The organism is Amycolatopsis sp. WGS_07 (genome assembly GCF_045278895.1).
Taxonomy (GTDB): Bacteria; Actinomycetota; Actinomycetes; order Mycobacteriales; family Pseudonocardiaceae; genus Amycolatopsis.
On sequence record NZ_CP136053.1, the window covers coordinates 7,836,234 to 7,854,423 of the forward strand.

Annotated in this window: 20 protein-coding genes and 1 pseudogene; 14 read left to right on the forward strand and 7 right to left on the reverse strand. The window is 69.4% G+C overall.

Annotated features, from left to right (window positions below; translation table 11 throughout):
* Positions 1-347: 347 nt before the first annotated feature.
* Positions 348-1,214: an LLM class flavin-dependent oxidoreductase gene (locus RPX00_RS36760; protein WP_406632349.1), complete on the forward strand. Its 867-nt coding sequence runs from the start codon at positions 348-350 to the stop codon at positions 1,212-1,214.
* On the opposite strand, the gene RPX00_RS36765 is transcribed toward RPX00_RS36760, so the two are convergent.
* The gene (locus RPX00_RS36765; protein ID WP_406632350.1) at positions 1,211-1,528 is read right to left on the reverse strand and encodes a hypothetical protein; all 318 of its coding nucleotides are present in this window, start codon (positions 1,526-1,528) and stop codon (positions 1,211-1,213) included. The genes RPX00_RS36760 and RPX00_RS36765 overlap by 4 nt on opposite strands.
* Positions 1,529-1,869: 341 nt before the next feature.
* Between RPX00_RS36765 and RPX00_RS36770 the strand changes: the two genes are divergently transcribed.
* From RPX00_RS36770 to RPX00_RS36785, 4 genes are all read left to right on the forward strand, one after another.
* Positions 1,870-2,580: an SDR family NAD(P)-dependent oxidoreductase gene (locus RPX00_RS36770; protein ID WP_406632351.1), complete on the forward strand. Its 711-nt coding sequence runs from the start codon at positions 1,870-1,872 to the stop codon at positions 2,578-2,580.
* Positions 2,581-2,589: 9 nt separating this feature from the next.
* Positions 2,590-2,895: a hypothetical protein gene (locus RPX00_RS36775; RefSeq protein ID WP_406632352.1), complete on the forward strand. Its 306-nt coding sequence runs from the start codon at positions 2,590-2,592 to the stop codon at positions 2,893-2,895.
* A 567-nt stretch (positions 2,896-3,462) separates the two neighbouring features.
* A complete protein-coding gene (locus RPX00_RS36780) occupies positions 3,463-4,473 on the forward strand; it encodes a tyrosine-type recombinase/integrase (protein ID WP_406632353.1) in 1,011 nt (336 codons plus the stop codon).
* Between the two features lie 4 nt (positions 4,474-4,477).
* On the forward strand, positions 4,478-4,942 hold the full coding sequence (locus tag RPX00_RS36785) for an SRPBCC family protein (RefSeq protein ID WP_406632354.1): 465 nt from the start codon (positions 4,478-4,480) through the stop codon (positions 4,940-4,942).
* 228 nt (positions 4,943-5,170) lie between these two features.
* On the opposite strand, the gene RPX00_RS36790 is transcribed toward RPX00_RS36785, so the two are convergent.
* On the reverse strand, positions 5,171-6,550 hold the full coding sequence (locus tag RPX00_RS36790; protein ID WP_406632355.1) for an alpha/beta fold hydrolase: 1,380 nt from the start codon (positions 6,548-6,550) through the stop codon (positions 5,171-5,173).
* A gap of 66 nt (positions 6,551-6,616) precedes the next feature.
* Here RPX00_RS36790 and RPX00_RS36795 point away from each other — a divergent pair, with 66 nt between their 5' ends.
* Both RPX00_RS36795 and RPX00_RS36800 read left to right on the forward strand, forming a co-directional pair.
* A complete protein-coding gene (locus RPX00_RS36795; RefSeq protein ID WP_406632356.1) occupies positions 6,617-7,402 on the forward strand; it encodes a glycerophosphodiester phosphodiesterase in 786 nt (261 codons plus the stop codon).
* 32 nt (positions 7,403-7,434) lie between these two features.
* The gene (locus RPX00_RS36800) at positions 7,435-8,433 is read left to right on the forward strand and encodes a helix-turn-helix transcriptional regulator (RefSeq protein WP_406632357.1); all 999 of its coding nucleotides are present in this window, start codon (positions 7,435-7,437) and stop codon (positions 8,431-8,433) included.
* Here the strand turns inward: RPX00_RS36800 and RPX00_RS36805 are convergent.
* Positions 8,366-9,070 carry a transglycosylase family protein gene (locus RPX00_RS36805; RefSeq protein ID WP_406632358.1) on the reverse strand — a complete coding sequence of 235 codons (705 nt, stop codon included), beginning with the start codon at positions 9,068-9,070 and terminating at the stop codon, positions 8,366-8,368. The two genes, RPX00_RS36800 and RPX00_RS36805, sit on opposite strands and share 68 nt — an antisense overlap.
* 250 nt (positions 9,071-9,320) lie before the next feature.
* On the opposite strand from RPX00_RS36805, the gene RPX00_RS36810 reads away from it, so the two are divergent.
* From RPX00_RS36810 to RPX00_RS36820, 3 genes and pseudogenes are all read left to right on the forward strand, one after another.
* The gene (locus tag RPX00_RS36810) at positions 9,321-10,721 is read left to right on the forward strand and encodes an MFS transporter (protein ID WP_406632359.1); all 1,401 of its coding nucleotides are present in this window, start codon (positions 9,321-9,323) and stop codon (positions 10,719-10,721) included.
* Positions 10,722-10,743: 22 nt separating this feature from the next.
* Positions 10,744-11,505 (forward strand): thymidine kinase, encoded by a 762-nt coding sequence (locus tag RPX00_RS36815; RefSeq protein WP_406632360.1) that lies wholly within the window; start codon positions 10,744-10,746, stop codon positions 11,503-11,505.
* Positions 11,506-11,731: 226 nt separating this feature from the next.
* Positions 11,732-12,039, forward strand: a pseudogene (locus RPX00_RS36820) (RNA polymerase-binding protein RbpA); the annotation flags it as partial.
* Positions 12,040-12,234: 195 nt separating this feature from the next.
* Here RPX00_RS36820 and RPX00_RS36825 read toward each other — a convergent pair.
* Positions 12,235-13,116, reverse strand: a complete 882-nt coding sequence (locus RPX00_RS36825; RefSeq protein WP_406632361.1) for an NAD(P)-dependent oxidoreductase — start codon at positions 13,114-13,116, stop codon at positions 12,235-12,237.
* A 21-nt stretch (positions 13,117-13,137) separates the two neighbouring features.
* A complete protein-coding gene (locus RPX00_RS36830) occupies positions 13,138-13,698 on the reverse strand; it encodes an NADPH-dependent FMN reductase (RefSeq protein ID WP_406632362.1) in 561 nt (186 codons plus the stop codon).
* 88 nt (positions 13,699-13,786) lie between these two features.
* Between RPX00_RS36830 and RPX00_RS36835 the strand changes: the two genes are divergently transcribed.
* A complete protein-coding gene (locus RPX00_RS36835; protein WP_406632363.1) occupies positions 13,787-14,245 on the forward strand; it encodes a MarR family winged helix-turn-helix transcriptional regulator in 459 nt (152 codons plus the stop codon).
* Here the strand turns inward: RPX00_RS36835 and RPX00_RS36840 are convergent.
* On the reverse strand, positions 14,160-15,371 hold the full coding sequence (locus RPX00_RS36840; protein WP_406632364.1) for an MFS transporter: 1,212 nt from the start codon (positions 15,369-15,371) through the stop codon (positions 14,160-14,162). The genes RPX00_RS36835 and RPX00_RS36840 overlap by 86 nt on opposite strands.
* 84 nt (positions 15,372-15,455) lie before the next feature.
* On the opposite strand from RPX00_RS36840, the gene RPX00_RS36845 reads away from it, so the two are divergent.
* From RPX00_RS36845 to RPX00_RS36855, 3 genes are all read left to right on the forward strand, one after another.
* The gene (locus RPX00_RS36845; protein ID WP_406632365.1) at positions 15,456-15,896 is read left to right on the forward strand and encodes a winged helix-turn-helix transcriptional regulator; all 441 of its coding nucleotides are present in this window, start codon (positions 15,456-15,458) and stop codon (positions 15,894-15,896) included.
* A gap of 76 nt (positions 15,897-15,972) precedes the next feature.
* Positions 15,973-16,317, forward strand: a complete 345-nt coding sequence (locus RPX00_RS36850) for an ArsR/SmtB family transcription factor (RefSeq protein WP_406632366.1) — start codon at positions 15,973-15,975, stop codon at positions 16,315-16,317.
* Positions 16,314-17,396: an SRPBCC domain-containing protein gene (locus tag RPX00_RS36855; RefSeq protein ID WP_406632367.1), complete on the forward strand. Its 1,083-nt coding sequence runs from the start codon at positions 16,314-16,316 to the stop codon at positions 17,394-17,396. Before RPX00_RS36850 ends, RPX00_RS36855 begins: the two co-directional genes overlap by 4 nt.
* Before the next feature lie 4 nt (positions 17,397-17,400).
* Here RPX00_RS36855 and RPX00_RS36860 read toward each other — a convergent pair whose 3' ends face one another.
* On the reverse strand, positions 17,401-18,168 hold the full coding sequence (locus tag RPX00_RS36860; RefSeq protein ID WP_406632368.1) for a polyprenol monophosphomannose synthase: 768 nt from the start codon (positions 18,166-18,168) through the stop codon (positions 17,401-17,403).
* Positions 18,169-18,190: the final 22 nt, after the last annotated feature.

Sequence of the window (18,190 nt, forward strand, 5' to 3'; positions counted from 1 at the left end):
CCTGGCCGGGCCGATTGTCCAGCTCGGACCACGACGCCATGTCGGGACTTCGGCCAGTTCCACTCGCAGGAAGTGCACCAGCGTCCTCTTACAGTGCGAGACACTCAACTCCCGCCTCGCGCGGGTCGCAGGAAGCATCGCGGAGGATGACCAGAAACCTGCTGAATGCGCGAACAAGCCGCGGCAATCAGGGAACCGTTCGTCTCCCACCACATGAGGTCTCGGCTTAGCACGCACAGCGCCGCTCTCTCGCCAAAGACTGTCTGCCGCACCAACCTGTTCACAACCCACCGCACCCCCCTTAAATAGCTTGCCGCACCACACCTTCCGCCGGGACCATGCCCGTCATGCGCTTCTCGATCAACATCCCGAACTTCGGCGACTTCGCCGACGCCAGGACCGTGGCGAGAGTGGCGGCAGCGGCCGAACAAGACGGCTGGGACGCGCTGTTCGTCTGGGACCACGTGGTCCACGACAAAGACATCCGCCGAAACCAGCCATTCGGCGACCCCTGGATCCTGCTCACCGCAGCCGCGCTCGCGACCTCCAGGCTCAAACTCGGCACCCTGGTCACCGCCGTGCCCCGCCGCCGCCCTGAACACCTCGCCCGCCAGGTCGCCACCCTCGACGCCCTCAGCGGCGGACGCGTCATCTTCGGCGCCGGACTCGGCGGCCCGATCCAGGACGAATTCGGCAGCTTCGGCGAACCCACCGACCCGGTCGTCCTCGCCGAACACCTCGACGAAAGCCTCGGCCTGCTCGACCGATACTGGTCCGGAAACCCCGTCGACCACAACGGCAAGCACTACCAGGTCCGCGACGTCACCCTCCGGCCCGCCACCGTCCAGCAACCGCGCCCGCCCGTCTGGCTCGCCGCCGTCTGGCCCAACCGCAAGCCAGTCCGCCGCGCCGCCCGCTGGGACGGCGTGGCCCCGCTGTTCAAAAACGCCACCCACGGCGTCGTCCCGGCCGCCGAAGACGTCCGCGACGTCGTCTCCTACGCCCGAAAACACGGCGCGGGGGAGAAGTTCGAGTTCGTCGTCGGCGGCCGCACCCCCGGCGACCCGGCCCGCGCCCACGACCTGATCGCCCCGCTCGCCGAGGCCGGCGCGACCTGGTGGGACGAACGACAGCTCATCACCACCGACGACATCGACCGCCTCGAACCCACCCTGCGCCGCATCAGCCAAGGCCCGCCAAGGGGAGTGGGCTAGACCTCGACCACCAGTACTCCGCTGAGCCTCGCCGCCAAAGGCCGCAGCGACTCAGCGGACACCTCGCCACGCAGTCCGGCGGTTGGAAGGAACCGGACCGTCGTCCCGGTAGACCAGTCCGACGGCACCGCGACCAACTCGTCGGCCGGGACGCCGTGGCGATACCGCTGTGTCCACGCGGCCTCGGCACGGCGATTGGTGTGCACCAGCCATTCGCTCAACGCCGCGACCACCGACATCCCGTACCGCGGATGCCCGTCGGGGAGGGGAGTGGCGGGCGGAGAATCGAAGTACCGCAAGTCCTTCGTCGCCATCACCGGCTTCCGCACCGGCCGGCCGGCCGTCCTCGCCGACCGCCATCTGCGTCCCGCGACCGTCGTCCGAAACGGAAACCGAACCATCCGGGTGAAATTCGACCACCGCGCGGCCGGAACCTAGATCCTCCGCCTCGTCCGCGGCGTAGGCGAGCACCTCGAGAATCAGGTGACACAGTCCAGTGGGGGCGTAGCGGCTCCGGATGCTCCCGGATCAACCGCAGATGCTCCGGATCGTGATCACGGGACCAGTCGTGCGTCGACGGCGCAGGCAACGGCATCCACCCATCCTGCCACCGGCATTTGACCTGGTCCGCGCTCCAGCACTTAGCGTCGCGGACATGACCACAACACTCATTACCGGTGCCACCAAAGGCCTCGGCTACGAAACCGCCCGTCGCCTCGTCGCCGCCGGGCACACCGTGTACATCGGTGCCCGGGACGCCACCCGAGGCCAGCGAGCCGCGGAAGAACTCGGCGCACGAACCGTCCAGCTTGACGTCACCGACGAGGCATCAGTGCGCGCCGCGGCGAAAACCGTCGAGGCCGACGGGGGACTGGACGTCCTCGTCAACAACGCGGGCATCGCCGTCGAACTGCAAAGCGATGGGGAATCGGTCGGCGCAGCGGAAACCACCGCGGATCTGATGCAGGAAACGTTCGAGACCAACGTCTTCGGCGTCGTGCGAGTGCTGCACGCGTTTCTGCCGCTCCTCGAGCGCTCGTCCGCGCCAGTGGTGGTGAACGTCAGCAGCGCGCTGGGATCGCTGGGCAGGATGGCGGACCCGGCGACACATCAGCACGCGTATCCCGGCGTGGCTTACCCGGCATCGAAGGCCGCGGTGAACATGGTGACGGTCCAGTACGCGAAGGCATTCCCGGGCATCCGCATCAACGCGGTCGAGCCCGGATACACGCGCACGGACATCAACGGACAACGCGGCGGGCAGCCAGTCGAACAGGGCGCGGAGATCATCGTCCGGATGGCGCAGATCGGCACGGACGGACCGACTGGCACTTATTCGGACATCGACGGCCCGCTGGTGTGGTGAGATCGCGCGGTGCTGGACGATTACCAAGCCATCGCGGATCGGGCCCGCCAAGCGTGGGCGGCAACGACTGAGGCATTGCCGCCCGGGAAGTCGATCACTGGCGTAGTGATCGGGCGGCAGCCGTTCGGAGTATTCGTGCGGATCGACGGCGCACCCGACGCGCTCGGACTGGTCGAGGTGACGACCTTGCCGGGCGACGCGTGGCTGCCAGCAGTCGGAGACACGGTTGCCGGTGAGGTGATCGGGCATGCCGACCACAACCACCAGATCAGGATCCGGCTGTCCCGGGCGAGCGGCCGCCAACCGCTTACTTGACATAATGTACATTATCGGCGTTTTGCTGACCTGCTGATCAGCAGTCCGAGGAGGGGTTCTCCAGGGGTTTCGAACGGTGTCGTGCGGACTGTCTCTGCTCATGCAGAACGCTCTGACGACACGCGGCTTCGTGTGGCGTCACACGAAGCCGCGTCGTGCGCCGATCTGAGGCCAAGCTTCCGGCTGGGTCCTGAGGTGCGGCCGGGATCCCCGACGGGAACCCGCAGTGCAGTCGTGCTTAATTCGTCACCGTGACGAATTAAGCACGACTGGCTGGACGTTGAGGTTGGAGCACAACAACTTTCTCTCTCGCACCGAAGCCGACTCAGCCGGTCCGAAGACCCACCCGACCAGTTGAACCCGCCGCGGATCCAGCCCGGCCCGCTGTGCCGAAGCGGGCCGGGACACGGATTTTCACGCCGCACAGGGAGTTTCAGGACCCTGGCGGAATGATCGAAAAGTGCTGTCCCCCAAGGGGATCCAGCCCCTTCCGGAGCCATGTTTCATGCATAATCGCTATTATGCATCATATATCAGACAACGGGTAGCGTCGAAATTGTCGGTGCTGTGCGGTACAAGATCACTATGCTCGTTTCCGAGGCACAGCAAGCGTTCTTCGCGGCACGGCGGCCGCGCAAGGACTCGCCGCACACCACTGCCGCCTATCGGCGCGATCTCGCCGGGATCACCGCTCTCCTGCTGGCGGAGCTGGGTCGTGACGACGTGGACGTCGAAGAGCTGACCGCGCCGGTGCTGCGGGCCGCTTTCGGCGCGTTTGCCGACAACCACGCGAAAAGCTCGGTGTTGCGGGCATGGTCTACGTGGAACCAGTTCCTCACCTTCTGCGTGTCCGACGGACTGCTGGCGGGCAATCCGATGGGAGCGGTCGCCCGGCCCAAGACTCCCCCGCTGACGCCGAAACCCTTGCGGGGCGAGGAAACTCCCGAGCAACTGCTCACCGCGGCGGCCGACGGTGCCCGGCGTGCGCGCGATCCGTGGCCGGAGCGGGATGTGCTGGTGCTGGCACTCGGGCTGGTCGCAGGCTTGCGGGCGGCGGAAATGCGCGCGCTCACGCCGCGTTCGGTGGTCGGGCGCGACGGTGAGCTGCGGTTGCACGTCCACGGCAAGGGCAGCCGGGACCGGTCGATTCCGGTGCAGCCGGCGATGGCGAAGCTGATCGAGGACTATCAAGCTTCGTGCCGTCGGCGGTTCCCCCGGCAGCGCTTCCCGCCGAGCGAACCGCTGCTGCGGGACCGGGCGGGCAATCCGATCGGACGCGGTGCGCTGGAGTACCTGGTGAAGTCGTGTTACCGGTGGGCGGGTCTGCACGATCGCGTGCCGACCGGGGCGAATCTCCATGCGTTGCGGCATACCTTCGCCACGCGGCTGGCCGAGGACGGTGCCACGGCGTCGGAGATCATGTCTCTGCTGGGGCACGCGAGCCTGGCGACGAGCCAGAACTACATCGAGGCGACCGGCCGGGAGCAGCGGGCGGCCGCGGCGAGCAACCGGACTTATCGCGCGCTCAACGGGTTGGCTCGAACGGATACTCCACGGGAGGCCGATGTGATTGCATGAGCGGGTGACTGACGAACCCTCGCGCGTCCTGCGCGCCAGCCGTGAGATCGAGGCCCCCGCGGAGCGGATTTTCGAGCTGATCGCGGATCCGTCGAAGCAGCCGAGCTGGGACGGCAACAACAACATCGCCGAGTCCGAGCCGGGCCATCGGGTGCACGCGGTCGGCGACGCCTTCGTGACGATCCTGATCAACGGCAAGGTCCGGGAGAACCGGGTCGTGGAGTTCGAGGAAGGGCGCCGGATCGCGTGGCTTCCGGCGGAGGTAGGCAAGGAGGCGCCGGGGCATTTGTGGCGCTGGGAGCTGAAGCCGCTCGGCGCGACGCGTACGGAGGTGACGCACACCTACGACTGGTCCGACCTGAGCCTCGACGACACGAGGCGAGTCACCCGCGCGCGGTCCACAACGGAGGACAGTTTGCGGGCGTCGCTGGACAATCTGGCCAAGGAGGCGGAACTTCCGCAGCCGTAAGCAGGTTCTGGGCGAGCGCGAAGTCGAGGCGAGGGATCGCCGTGCTCGGACGCGGTAGCCGGATGGGTGCCTGCTGAGAACGCACGCTTGCGGTCTCCCGGAGACGACGCCGCGCGCTGAGATCGACTGCCGCGCTGGTCAGCCCGGGCGGCAGAACGGCGCTCGCCGCGGCCCGGCCGTCGATGCGCGCCGGGACGCGCTGTTGTGGCCTGACAGCGTGAGCAGGAGTCAGCGTGTCTCGATGCGATCAGCGTGGCGGTCATTGGCCGAGCGCCACGCCTTCACCATGAGTTCGCCGCCGTGGCCTTCGCTCTCTTCGATGATCAGTTCGCTGCCGGGCCAGGCGCGGTGCAGCAGCCAGGGGAAGAGCGCCGGGCCGCTGACGTCGCGCCGGCCGTGGATGAGGGTGGCCGGGATGTCGTGCAGGCGATCCATTCGCCGCAGGATCGGCGGATTCAGGAACGCGTCGTTGGCCCAGTAGTGCGTCACGAGCGTGGCGAAAACCTGCCGGAAATCGTCGCTCCGGCCGGTACTCGGCTGGACCTGGCCCGAGCCGATCGAGATGTGGTGGTCTTCCCAGTCCATCCACGCGAGGGAGGCGGCGTCGCGAACCTTGGGGTCGGGGTCGGTCATCAACCGGGCGTATGCCTCGATGAGGCGGCCCTCGTGCCGGCGATAACCGATGCCTGCCTGCTCGGCGTGCGTCGCGAGGCGGTCCCACGCTTCGGGGTACACAGCGCCGACTGTCTCGGTGATCCAGTCCACCTGGGACCGGTCGGTCGTGGTGACCGCCACGAGAACCATGCCTAGCACCCTCGCCGGATGGTCCTGGGCGTAGGCAAGGGCGAGCGTCGAGCCCCACGACACGCCGTTGAGCAGCCATTCGCCGACGTGCAGGTGCTCCCTGACCCGTTCGAGGTCAGCAATGAGCGCGGGCGTGGTGTTGTCTTCCAGCCGGTAGCCCGGTGCCGTGGCGAGCGGCGTTGACCGTCCGCAGCCTCGCTGGTCCAGACCGATGATGCGGAATCGCTGCGGATCGAGTTTGTTCCGGTATTTGCCGCTGCCGAGCCCGCCGCCCGGTCCCCCGTGCACATACACCGCGGGGATTCCGTCGGGGTTCCCCGACTCCTCCCAGTAGATCTCGTGCCCGCCGCCGACCGGAAGAAGCCCGGAGGACCGCACCTCCACGTTATCGATCACGAGCAACGACAGTAGCCGAACCGAGGCGTCAGCGAAGCTGTTCGAGGTCCTTGGCCGCGGCCGCGATCTCCTCGGCGAGCTGCCGCAACTCCCCGTCGACGCACCGTCCTGCGCGGCGGTCACGATGTCTTCCGCGGCGCAGCGGAGCTGGAAGAGCCGGTCCTGCAGGGCGGCGATCTCGGTGTCCGACAGGACGACCGCGTCCTCGGGCAGGCCGCTGCGCTGCAGGGCGGTGCGGCGTTCGTAGGCGCGCTGGCGGCAGGATTGCCCGCAGTAGCGGCGGCGGCGTCCGACGTTGCCCGCTTCGGGCAGGCGGCGGCCGCACCAGCCGCAGTGTTTCGGGGCGTTGGTGCGACGCGGCACGACGCGTTCGTCGCCGGTCAGAGCGTGTTCGGCCAGTTCCCTCACCCGCCGGACTCTAGCTGTCCATCACGTTCTCACGACGGGGCCACACCGATGGCGCAGACTGGAGACATGCGTCCACCGTTTCCGTACCTCGCCGACTCGCTCCCCCGAGCCTTCGCCCACCGCGGCTGGCATCTCGGCGATCTGGAAGGGCTGGAGAATTCGCTGCCGGCGTTCCAGCGCGCGGCCGCCGAGGGGTACCGCTATCTCGAAACCGACGTGCACGCCACGTCGGACGGGGTGGTCGTGGTGCATCACGACGCGACGCTCGACCGGACCACGGACGGGCGCGGGGCGATCGCGACCCAGACGTGGGAGCAGCTGAAGAACGTCAAGATCGACGGGCGGGTGCCGTTGTCCCGGCTGGAGGATCTGCTCGAGGAGCTGCCGGACGCGTTTTTCAACATCGACGTGAAGGCCGACAGCGCGGTGGTGCCGTTCGTGCGGGCGCTGCGGCGGACCGGTGCGGTGGAGCGGGTCGCGGCGGCGTCCTTTTCGGACTCGCGGCTGGCGCGGCTGCGGAAGCTGGCGGGGCCGAAGCTGCTGACCGCGATGGGGCCGCGGTCGGCGTTCCTGGTGTGGGCGAACGGCTGGGCTCCGCTGCTGCCGGTGAGCCGGTTCGCGTCGGGCTGGCTCGCGCAGGTTCCGGTGCGGCAGGGGCCGCTGACCGTGGTGGACCGTTCGTTCGTGAAGTCGGCGGTGCGGCGCGGGTTCGAGGTGCACACGTGGACGATCGACGACGCCGACCAGATGCGGACGCTGCTGGACCTCGGGGTGCACGGGATCGTCACCGATCGGCCGGATCTGCTGCGTGAGGTGCTGCGGGAGCGGGGTGCGTGGGCGGTAGCGGACTGAACCTGACCGCTACTCAAGGCAGGATCGACGGCGTGCCGAAGACTTCCGCGCGGTTGTTGTCGCTGCTTTCGCTGCTGCAGGCTCGCCGGGATTGGCCGGGGGCGTTGCTGGCCGAGCGGCTTGGCGTCAGTCCGCGCACGGTGCGCCGCGACGTGGATCGGCTGCGGGAACTCGGCTATCCGATTGTCACCACGAAGGGTCCGGACGGCGGTTATCGGCTCGATGCCGGTGCGCAGCTTCCTCCCCTGTTGTTCGACGACGACCAGGCCGTCGCGCTGGCCATCGCGTTGCAGGCCGCGACCGGGGCCGGGATCGAAGAGGCGGCGAAGCGGGCGTTGCAGACCGTGCGGCAGGTGATGCCCGCGCGGCTGCGACATCGGGTGGACGCGTTGAGCTTCACCGCCGTCGAACGCCCGGCGCCCAGTGCGGATCCGCAGACTCTGGTCGCGTTGAGCGCCGCGGTGCGGGCTCGCGAGGTGCTTCGGTTCGATTACGCCCCGGCGGACACGCCGCCTCGGCGCGTGGAGCCGCACCATCTCGTGACCTGGGGCCAGCGGTGGTATCTGGTCGCCTGGGATCTCGATCGCGACGACTGGCGCATCTTCCGGGCGGACCGGATCTCGCCGCGCACGCCGACCGGGCCACGGTTCGCCGAGCGCGAGCTGTCCGACGTCGCCGCGTTCGTGGCCGCGCGGTTCCGCGGGACGGATCTGTCCGGGGAATGGCCGTGCCGGGGCGAGGTGATCCTGCGTCTGCCGGCCAGCGAGGCAGCGAGCTACCTGGCCGACGGGGTGATCGAAGCGCTCGGGCCGGACCGGTGCCGGGTGAGCCTCGGCGCTTGGTCGTGGCGTGGGCTGGCCGCCTCGTTCGGCCGGGTCGACGCCGACATCGAGGTCGTCGGCCCGGCCGAACTGGAGGAAGCGTTCCGGCAGCTCGCCCGCCGCTACGCCGAGGCGGCGCGGGTCAGCGCGGAGCCTTGCCTTCCCACGCGGCCTTCCACGTCTTCGGACCCAGCCGGCCCGAATCGTTGATGCCGTTGGCGCGCTGCAGGTCCAGGACCGCCGTGCGGGTCTTGTCGTAGTAGCAGCCGGTGCCGCTGAAGCCGTAGCCGAAGGCGTTCATCCGCAGCTGGAAGGTGCGCAGCGCGGGCGCGCAGTCGCCGTAGGCGTAGACGAGGCCGGGCCACGCGGGCGTCGCGCCGGGCGGTCCGGGCGGCGGAGTGGGCTTCGGTTTCGGCGCGGGCGGGGCCGGGAGTCCCCCGCCGCCGATGTAGGCGGCCTCTTCCCAGGACGGGACGCGCTTGCTGCGGGCGTCGCCGTCGTTGGAGAGGCCGAGCATGCCGCCGCATTCCCACGGCTGCCAGCCGCGCATCCGGTACAGGTACAGCGCGCGGTAGTCCTGTTCGCGGGGGCTGGCCTGGTCGGGGCGGCCCTGGCCGCCGACGCTGCGCCAGGTGGGGAGGTCGAACTGATAGGCGCCGTAGTAGCCGTTGCCGGAGTTCATCGTGTAGCGGCCGCTCGCCTCGCACATGCGGAGCTTGGCCCAGGTGCCGGAGTGCGGGTCCGCGGAGGCGGCGCCGGTGACGACGAGTTCCATGCCGAGTACGGCGACCACGAGCAGCAAGGCTCGAGCAGCGGCCCGTCTGGCAGTGCGAACGCGAGAGGTCATGCCACGCACACTAAGCACGTGACTCATGGACCACAAGAGTCACACCACGCTCAGCAGTCTCACATGACACGCCCGGAGATCCCGGCAGCGACACGCCCGGCGCGGCGTGTCGCGCAATCCGCCGCACGGCGTGGCGGAAACCGGAAGCGACGAACCGGACACGGTTTGCCCCCTTCGGCGGTACCGGCCGGCCTCGCGGCAGTAATGTCCGGCGCGACCTGGAGATTCGCGACCGAACGAGGAGCCGTGGATGACGCTGGCCGAGACCCGGGACAGCAAGCGGGAACGGTGGGGCTGGTACTTCTACGACTGGGCCAACTCGCCGTTCTACTCGTCGGTCACGACGGTGTTCGGGGCGCTCTATATGAGCACCGTCGCGGCGGCGGACGCGAAGCAGAACATCACCCTTAACGGGGACAGGGCTTGTCTCAACGCGTCCGGAGTGGACGACAAGCTCAACCACTGCGACGTGTCGCTGTTCGGCCTCCACTTCCCCGCCGGTTCGCTGTGGGGCTACCTGCTGTCGGTGGCGACCGTGGTGCAGGTTCTGGTGCTGCCGATCGCGGGCGCGGTGGCCGACCGCAGCCGCAACAAGCGCAAGATCCTCGGCGGGTTCGCCGCTCTCGGCGCGGCGGCGTCGGCGCTGATGTTCTTCATGGCCGGTTCGGACTGGCAGCTGGGCGCGGCGCTGTTCATCCTCGCGAACATCGGGTACGGCGGTTCGCTGGTCGTCTACTACTCGTTCCTGGTGGACATCGCGACGCCGGACGAGCGCGACGACGTCTCGGCGAAGGGCTGGGCGTTCGGCTATCTCGGCGGCGGGCTCGCGCTCGCGCTGCAGCTCGCCTTCTATCTGAGCCGCGAGTCCCTCGGCGTCGACACCGGTCTGGCGGTGCGGATCTGCTTCCTCACCTCGGGCATCTGGTGGGCGCTCTTCACGATCCCGACCCTGCGCCGGCTCCCCCGCGTCCACGTGCCGACCGCGACCGACCGCGGCGTTTCGGTGCTGCGGTCGGGGTTCCGCGAACTGCGCCAGACGCTCGGCGAGGCGAAGGCTTATCCGCTGACGCTCGCCTTCCTCGGCAGCTACCTGCTTTTCGCAGACGGGATCAACACCGTCGTCACGGTCTCGGCGCAGTACGGGAAGGACGAACTTCGCTTCACCGACGAAGTGTTGATCATCACGGTGCTGGTGATCCAGTTCCTCGCCTACGCGGGCGGCGTCCTGCACGGCCTGCTCGCGCGGCGGCTCGGCGCGAAGCGGACGATCCTGGTCAGCCTCGTGCTGTGGGTGGTCGTGCTCGGCGGGGCGTACTTCGTGCAGCCGAAGCAGCCGTTGCAGTTCTTCGCGGTGGCGGTCGGCATCGGGCTGGTGCTGGGCGGGACGAACGCGCTGGCCAGGTCGTTGTTCAGCCAGATGATCCCGGCCGGGAAGGACGCGCAGTACTACTCGCTCTACGTCGTGGGCGAGAAGGGCACGTCGTGGCTCGGGCCGCTGGTGTTCGCCGGCGTCGGGCAGGCGACCGGGTCGTTCCGGCTGGCGATCGTCGCGCTCGTGGCGTTCTTCGTGCTCGGGTTCGTGTTCGTCGCGCTCGTGCCGGTGCGGCGCGCGATCGCCGCCGCCGGGAACCGTCCGCCGGAGGTGCTGTGAGGCCCAGATAGGGTCGGGCGTCGTGACCGCTGCAGACGACGTTGTTCTCGACGACCCCACCGACGCGCTTTCCGCGGCCCCGCCGGCCGGGGCCCGGCGCAACGGTCCCGCCCGGGGACGGCTGAAGTTCTGCTACGGCCCGATGGACTGCGGGAAATCGACGCTCGCGCTGCAGATCGACCACAACCACGCGCGCCAAGGCCGCCGCGGTCTCGTGCTGGTCCGGCACGACCGGTCCGGCGCGCCGCAGATCACCAGCCGGATCGGCATCGCCCGGCGCGCGACCGAGGTCGCGACCGGCACCGACATCCGCGACCTGGTGCGCGAGCAGTGGGCGCGCGGGCAGCACGTGGACTACGTGATCGTGGACGAGGCCCAGTTCCTCTCCCCCGCGCAGGTCGACCAGCTCGCCGAACTCGCCGACGAGGCCGGCATCGACGTGTACTGCTTCGGCATCGCGACCGACTTCCGCAGCCGGCTGTTCCCCGGGGCCGCGCGGCTGTTCGAACTCGCCGACGAACTCCAGCCGGTCCAGGTCGAGGTGCTGTGCTGGTGCGGGCTGCCCGGCCGGTTCAACGCGCGGGTCCGCGGCGACGTGATTCTCCGTGACGGAGACACCGTTGTGGTGGCAGATACCGAACACTCCGTAGTTGAACCTTCAGCATTAGCACGGTCTGATGCCGAAATGGTCACGGTCCGTTATCAGGTACTGTGCCGTCGGCACTTCCGCTCGGGGGATCTCGGACCGGCTGCCGCCCAGCACGGTCAGTTACGGTTGTCCTAGAGCTAACCTAACTAGCCCGACTGGGGGATATCCGCACTAAGAAGGCGGTATCCGCGTCACGTCAGAGGGCGAAACGACTCCCTCTGGAGGAAGCTGAAGACCACGGGTGACGCAGCTCATCGTGAGCAGCGACATGGCGTGCCGGGAATCCCTCGGATGCCTCGTTCGTTGCATAGGGTGAGCATCACCCTGGCTCCACCCGGAGCTGACTGAAAGGAATCCCACTATGGCCGACCGTGTTCTCCGTGGAAGCCGGCTGGGAGCGGTCAGCTACGAGACCGACCGCAATCACGACCTCGCTCCTCGCCGTACCGTGCGCTATTCCTGCCCCAAGAACCACGAGTTCGAGGTGCCGTTCTCCGACGACGCCGAGATCCCGACGGTGTGGGAGTGCCGCCTGCACGGCAGCGAGTCCGAGATCGTCGACGGCGGGCAGCCCGAGCAAAAAAGGTCAAGCCCCCCAGGACCCACTGGGACATGCTGCTGGAGCGCCGCTCCATCCCCGAGCTCGAGGACCTGCTGAACGAACGTCTCGCCGAGCTTAAAGGACGCCGGACCAGCCGGTCCGCTTGAGCCTCGGCCAGTAGCTGGCTCCCACCCGAACAGGAACGGCCCCCGCGACCTCCCCCGCGGGGGCCGTTCCGCGTCTTCGGCACGTCGCCGACCTCCGCGAGCGTCGGGCCGCTGAGCAGGTGCGGTGCCCGCAGTTGTTCGCCGAACCTGTGGGGATCAGGCGGTCGTGCCGCCGGACCGGCGGCGGGTGACCTCGGCGATGGCGGCCCAGTCGAGGTCCGCGCCGATCTGTTCGACCGCGGTGGTGAACACGTCGTGCAGGACCGGTCCGGTGGGCAGGTCGACGCCGAGGGTGCCCGCGGTGCGCAGCGCGAGGTCCAGGTCCTTCAAGCCGAGCGTCGTGGTGAATCCCGGCGGGGTGTAGGAGCGGGCGGCGATGGAGTCGCCGTAGCCGCGGTACACCGGGCCGGGGAACACCGAATCGGTGATCATCTCGACGAACCGCCCGGCGTCCAGGCCGGCGTGCTGCAGCAGGGTGATCGACTCGGACAGTGCCTGCAGCGCGTGGATGATCAGGTAGTTGACCGAGATTTTCGCCGTCGGGGCGGCGTCCGCGGCGTCGCCGAAGTCCCAGACCCGCCTGCCGATCGCGGCGAGCATCGGCTCCGCCTCGGCGCGGACGGCCGCGTCGCCGGAGACCAGCACGGCGAGGTTCCCGGCCGTCACGGCTTCCGGGCGGCCGATCACCGGGGCGCTGAGGTAGCGCCCGCCGAGCGCGGCGAATTCGCGGGCGGCCTCCGGGCTGATGGTCGCGTGGTTGACGTGGAGGAAGCCTTCCGGCGCGGAGCGGATCCGCTCGGCGGTGAACACCTGGCGCACCGCGTCTTCGTTGCTGAGCATGGAAAAGACGGTTCCGGTGGCGATCGCGTCCTCGGGTGTCTCGCCTACGGTCGCGCCTCGGGCGGCCAGGTCGTCCGCCTTGCCCGCGCTGCGGCTCCACACCGTGACGTCGTAGCCCGCGTCGAGCAGGCGGCCGGCCATGGCGGTGCCCATCCTCCCGAGCCCGATGAAGCCGATCCGGCGTGAGGTTGCTGGCATGGTTGGTTCTCCGTTTCTCGGTCAGCCGAGTGCTTCGGCCATCTCTTGGTCGATCGTGCGCAGCAGTGCGCGGTTCGGGCGCAGCGTGCGGTCGAGGTCGCGCAGCTGCCCGTTCTCGTCCACGTCCTGGTCGGTGATGACGGCTTCGACGTGGGTGTCGAGCACGCGCATGTGCAGCCCGTGCAGGACGCCGATGAACTGTTCGGCGGCCTTGCCGCCGCCGCGGGTGCCGTAGGTGAGCAGGCTCGCCGGGCGATCGCGCCATTCCCGGTAGAGGTAGTCCAGCGCGTTCTTGAGCACCCCCGGGTAGCCCCAGTTGTACTGCGGGAACACGAAAACGAAGCCGTCATAGCCCTGCACGAGCTTGCTCCACGCCCGCGTGTGCTCGTGCTCGTACTGCTGCAGCGCGGCTTTGACGGGTTCGTCGAGGAACGGCAGCGCGAGGTCGGCGAGATCGACCAGGTCGTAGGCGAGGTCGCTGCCTTCTCCCAGCGCGTCGCGCGCCCAGGCGGCGATCCCGCCGCAGATGCGGGCGGGGCGGGTGCTGCCGATGACGACGGCGACGCGTTTACGGTCCGCCATGCGCCCCTCCAGGTTCGTTTCAAGTACTGTTCGTGTCACGAACTAAAATAGTTGGTGCCGCGAACTCGGTCAAGCTAACCTGACCGCCGTGACCGATTCCTCCCGCGAAGACGCCCCGGCCCCGGACCTGGTCGACGGGCTCATGCAGCTGTCGTTCATCGTGCAGGCGATCCTGGGCCGACTCGCCGGAGAGCACGGGCTGTCGGTCACCCAGCTGCGGATGCTCGCCGTGCTCGACGACCGCGAGATCGGCATGCGGCAGCTGGCCGGGATCCTGGAACTGGAGAAGTCCAGCGTCACCGGGCTCGTCGACCGCGCCGAGCGGCGCGGGCTGGTGCGGCGGAACGCGGTCCCCGGCAACCGGCGCGCCGTCCACGTCACCGACACCGAGGAGGGCCGCGCGGTCGTGCGGCTGGTGCGCGAGGCGATCCGGACCGAGATCGGCCAGCTGGCCGGCACCCTCAGCGACAGCAGGCAGGATTCGTTCCGCCGCTCGATGGCAGCGCTGATCCGGCACTACGTCGCCGAGCACGACATTCCGCTGTGAACCACACCGCGAACGCACACCCGGCGAACGCCGCGCCCAGGATGCTGGAGCCGATCCAGCCGCCCGCCGCGAACGCCGTGGTCGTCGCAGCCGCACCCAGGGCGGAACCGAGCGAGTAGAAGATCATGTAGCCGCCGATGACGCTGCTGGTGCGGTTCGGATGCGCGGCGGTCAGCAGGTGCTGATTGCTGACGTGCACCGCTTGCACGGCGAAGTCGAGCACCAGAATTCCCAGGGCCAGCAGCCACAACGACGGCTGCCCGACCGCCAGCCACGACACCGCCAGCAAGACCAGCGCGCCGCCGGTGACGAGGCTCGCGTGTCCCCGGTCGGCCCAGCGTCCGGCTCGGGCTGCGCCCAGCGCGCCTGCCAGGCCGACCAGCCCGAACAGGCCGATCTGCGCTGTGCTCAGGTGCCACGGAGCGGCGGCCAGCGGCAGCGAAAGACCGCTCCACAGCGCGCCGAACGACGCGAACAGGAAGAAGGCGATCAGCCCGCGCGAGAGGAACAGCGGTTCACGGAACAGGCCGCCGAGCGAGGTCAGGACTTGCCCGTACGTGGCGCGGTCGGTGCGCGGGTCCGGCGGCATTGTCTTCAGGACGAGACCGGCGAGCACCACCAGCAGCACCGCGAGCGCGAGGTAGACGCTGCGCCAGCCCCACAGTTCGGCCAGCGCGCCAGCCGCGACTCGTGCGCCGAGGATGCCGATGACGACGCCGGACGTCACCGCGCCGAGGGTGCGGCCGCGTTCCTCCGGAGTGGACAGAGCGGCGGCGTAGGCGACCGTCGTCTGCACGACCACCGCGAACAGGCCTGCGAGCACCAACCCGGCCAGCAGCAGCCAGGTTTCGGTGGCGGCCGCTGCCAGCGCGGCGCCGACGGCGGTCAGGAGCAGGTGCGCGGCGATGAGCTTCCGCCGGTCGACGAGGTCGCCGAGCGGGACCAGCGCGGCGAGCCCGGCCAGGTAGCCGAGCTGGCCGGCGGCGACGATCCAGCCCAGCCCGGCGTCCGGCACGCGCAGGTCCTCGCCGATCCGGGCGAGAACGGGCTGAGCAGCGTAAATGCTCGCGACGGCGACCGCGCACACCGCGGCGAACACCGTCCGGCGGCCCGTGGTGAGGCCCATGGATCCCCCAATCAGTAGCGAATTGCAACTGATCGCACCGTACGGCAGAATGGTTTCAAAGAGCAACTCATCGAGGAGGCATCCGTGGGCGAAACCCCGGCCTGGACCGATCCGACATGCCCGGTGGCCCGCACCCTTGACCTCGTCGGCGACCGGTGGAGCCTGCTGATCGTGCGCGACGCGATGGACGGCGCGCGGGCGTTCACCGACTTCCAGCAGCGCACCGGCATCGCCCGCAACATCCTCACCGACCGCCTGCGCCGCCTGGTCGAGCGCGGCGTCCTCGACCGGCGGACCGCGGAGTCCGGCAAACGGCAGGTCTACACGCTCACGCCGGCCGGACGCGACCTGTTCGCCGTCGTCGTCGCCCTCCGGCAGTGGGGCGAACGGCACGCCTTCTCCCCCGGCGAAGACCACTCCGTGCTCGTGGACGAGGCCGGGCAGCCGATCCCGCCGCTTCGGCCGGTATCGGCCAGCGGTGCGGTGGCCGACGTCGACACGACCTCGGTGCGCAAGGTCCGCTGAGGTCCGCCCCTTGCCTCCGGGGACGCGTCGGGCTTATTGTCAACGGACTGCTTGATAAAGAGATCGGTTGATAAAGATGCCCGTTGACAATCGCGACGACCGGCTGGACCGGGCGTTCACCGCGCTCGGCGACCCGATCCGGCGCGCCCTGATCGCCCGGCTGTCGCGCGGCGAAGCGACAGTGAACGAACTCGCCGAGCCGTTCCCGGTCACCAAGCAGGCGGTGTCGCGGCACGTCCAGGTGCTGGAGGCGGCCGGGCTCATCACCCGCAGCCGCGACGGCCAGCGCCGCCCGTGCCACCTCAACGCGGCCGCGCTCGAAGAACTGACGAGCTGGATCGACACCTACCGGCTCAACCGCGAACGCGAGTACCGCCGCCTTGACGCCGTCCTCGAAGAGACCAAGGAGCAGGACCGATGAACCCCACCGCCATCACCGCCCAGCCCGGCAGCCCGTTCATCGAGATCGTCCGCGATTTCGACGCGACGCCGGCGCAGTTGTTCCGCGCCTACACCGACCCCGACCTCATCGTCCGCTGGCTCGGCCCGCGCGACGTCGAGATGCGCGTCGTCGAGTTCGACCCGCATCCCGGCGGGACGTATCGCTACGTGCACCTCGACCCCGACGGCGGCGAGCATGTGTTCCACGGCGTCTACCACGCGGTCGACAGCGGCGAGCGGATCGTCCAGACCTTCGAGTACGAGGGCGCGCCGGGCAACGTCAGCCTGGAAACCCTGGCCTTCGAGGATCTCGGCGGCCAGACGCGAGTGCGGACCCGGTCGGTCTTCCCGAGTGTCGAGGCGCGCGACGCCATGATCGCGAGCGGGATGGAGCACGGCATCCGCGATTCGATGGACCGGCTCGACGAGCTGGTCAGCGAAGCGGACCGGCCGGAGGCGAGCAGGGTGATCGTGGACATCTCGATGTCGCTGGACGGCTACGTCACCGGACCGGGCGCCGATCCCGAACACGGGCTGGGGATCGGCGGCGAACCGCTGCACTCCTGGGTGGCCGATCAGCGCACGCCGCGCGACGCGGAGATCCTGCACCGTTCGTTCACCGAAACCGGCGCGGTGGTCATGGGCCGCAACACCTTCGACGTCGTGGACGGCCCGCAGGGCTGGGACGACGAAATCGGCTACGGCTACGACGAGGACCAGACCGCCGCCCCGCCGGTGTTCGTCGTCACCCACACGCGGCCCGCCACCGTGCGGCTCGGCGAGCGGTTCCGGTTCGTCCACGACGTCGCAACCGCTGTCGAACAGGCCCGCGCGGCCTCGGGCGGCAAGGACGTCGTCGTGATGGGCGGCGGGTCGATCGCCTCGCAGGTCCTCTACGCCGGGCTGGCGGACGTGCTGCGGATCCACCTCGCGCCGATCGTCCTCGGCGACGGGACCCCGTTGTTCCCCCAGGGAAATCCCGAGCCGATCCGGCTGGAGCCGCTCGGTGCGGTGTCGGCGCCGGGCGCCGAACACCTCACCTACCGCGTCCTCGCCTGACCGGTCAGCCCCGGCCCAGCAGCTTCTTCACCTGCGCCAGCCTGCGCTGCACGCCCCACTCCGCGACCCGGAAGAACGCCTCGGACATGATGCCGCCGCTCATCTTCGACACGCCGATCTCCCGGTCGGTGAAGGTGATCGGCACCTCGACGATGTCGAACCCGGCGTCCGCGGTGCGGCGCGTGAGGTCGATCTGGAAGCAGTAGCCGTGCGAGGCGACCTCGTTCAGCGCCAGCTTCTCCAGTACCGGACGGCGGTACGCGCGGAACCCGGCGGTCATGTCCGCCACCTTGATCCCCAGCGCGATCCGCGAGTACAGGTTCGCCCCGCGCGAGAGCAGCGTCCGGCGCAGCGGCCAGTTCACCGTGCTGCCGCCCGGCACGTACCGCGACCCGATGGACAGGTCCGCGTCGCCGACCGCGTCCAGCAGCCGCGGCAGGTCCTCCGGCGCGTGCGAGCCGTCGGCGTCCATCTCCACGAACGTCGCGTAGCCGCGCTCCATCCCCCAATGGAACCCGGCGATGTAGGCCTTGCCGAGGCCCTCCTTCGCGGTGCGGTGCAGCACGTGCACCCGCTTGTCCGCGGCCGCGCGCTCGTCGGCCAGCTCGCCGGTGCCGTCCGGGCTCCCGTCGTCGACGACGAGCACGTCGACGTCCGGGAGTGCCTTGTGGAGCCGGTCCAGCACCGGGCCGAGGTTGTCCCGCTCGTTGTAGGTCGGGATCACCACCAGCACCGGCTCGATCGTTTCGGCCCCCCGCGGCGCCTGCGCCATCCGTCTCCTCCGCATCCGGCGG

Bases quoted from the DNA above. Each gene is read 5' to 3' on its own strand.
- RPX00_RS36760 (WP_406632349.1), top strand. From the start codon at position 348: ATGCGCTTCTCGATCAACATCCCGAACTTCGGCGACTTCGCCGACGCC.
- RPX00_RS36765 (WP_406632350.1), bottom strand. From the start codon at position 1,528: ATGGCGACGAAGGACTTGCGGTACTTCGATTCTCCGCCCGCCACTCCC.
- RPX00_RS36770 (WP_406632351.1), top strand. From the start codon at position 1,870: ATGACCACAACACTCATTACCGGTGCCACCAAAGGCCTCGGCTACGAA.
- RPX00_RS36795 (WP_406632356.1), top strand. From the start codon at position 6,617: ATGCGTCCACCGTTTCCGTACCTCGCCGACTCGCTCCCCCGAGCCTTC.
- RPX00_RS36805 (WP_406632358.1), bottom strand. From the start codon at position 9,070: ATGACCTCTCGCGTTCGCACTGCCAGACGGGCCGCTGCTCGAGCCTTG.
- RPX00_RS36810 (WP_406632359.1), top strand. From the start codon at position 9,321: ATGACGCTGGCCGAGACCCGGGACAGCAAGCGGGAACGGTGGGGCTGG.
- RPX00_RS36825 (WP_406632361.1), bottom strand. From the start codon at position 13,116: ATGCCAGCAACCTCACGCCGGATCGGCTTCATCGGGCTCGGGAGGATG.
- RPX00_RS36830 (WP_406632362.1), bottom strand. From the start codon at position 13,698: ATGGCGGACCGTAAACGCGTCGCCGTCGTCATCGGCAGCACCCGCCCC.
- RPX00_RS36840 (WP_406632364.1), bottom strand. From the start codon at position 15,371: ATGGGCCTCACCACGGGCCGCCGGACGGTGTTCGCCGCGGTGTGCGCG.
- RPX00_RS36850 (WP_406632366.1), top strand. From the start codon at position 15,973: ATGCCCGTTGACAATCGCGACGACCGGCTGGACCGGGCGTTCACCGCG.
- RPX00_RS36855 (WP_406632367.1), top strand. From the start codon at position 16,314: ATGAACCCCACCGCCATCACCGCCCAGCCCGGCAGCCCGTTCATCGAG.
- RPX00_RS36860 (WP_406632368.1), bottom strand. From the start codon at position 18,168: ATGGCGCAGGCGCCGCGGGGGGCCGAAACGATCGAGCCGGTGCTGGTG.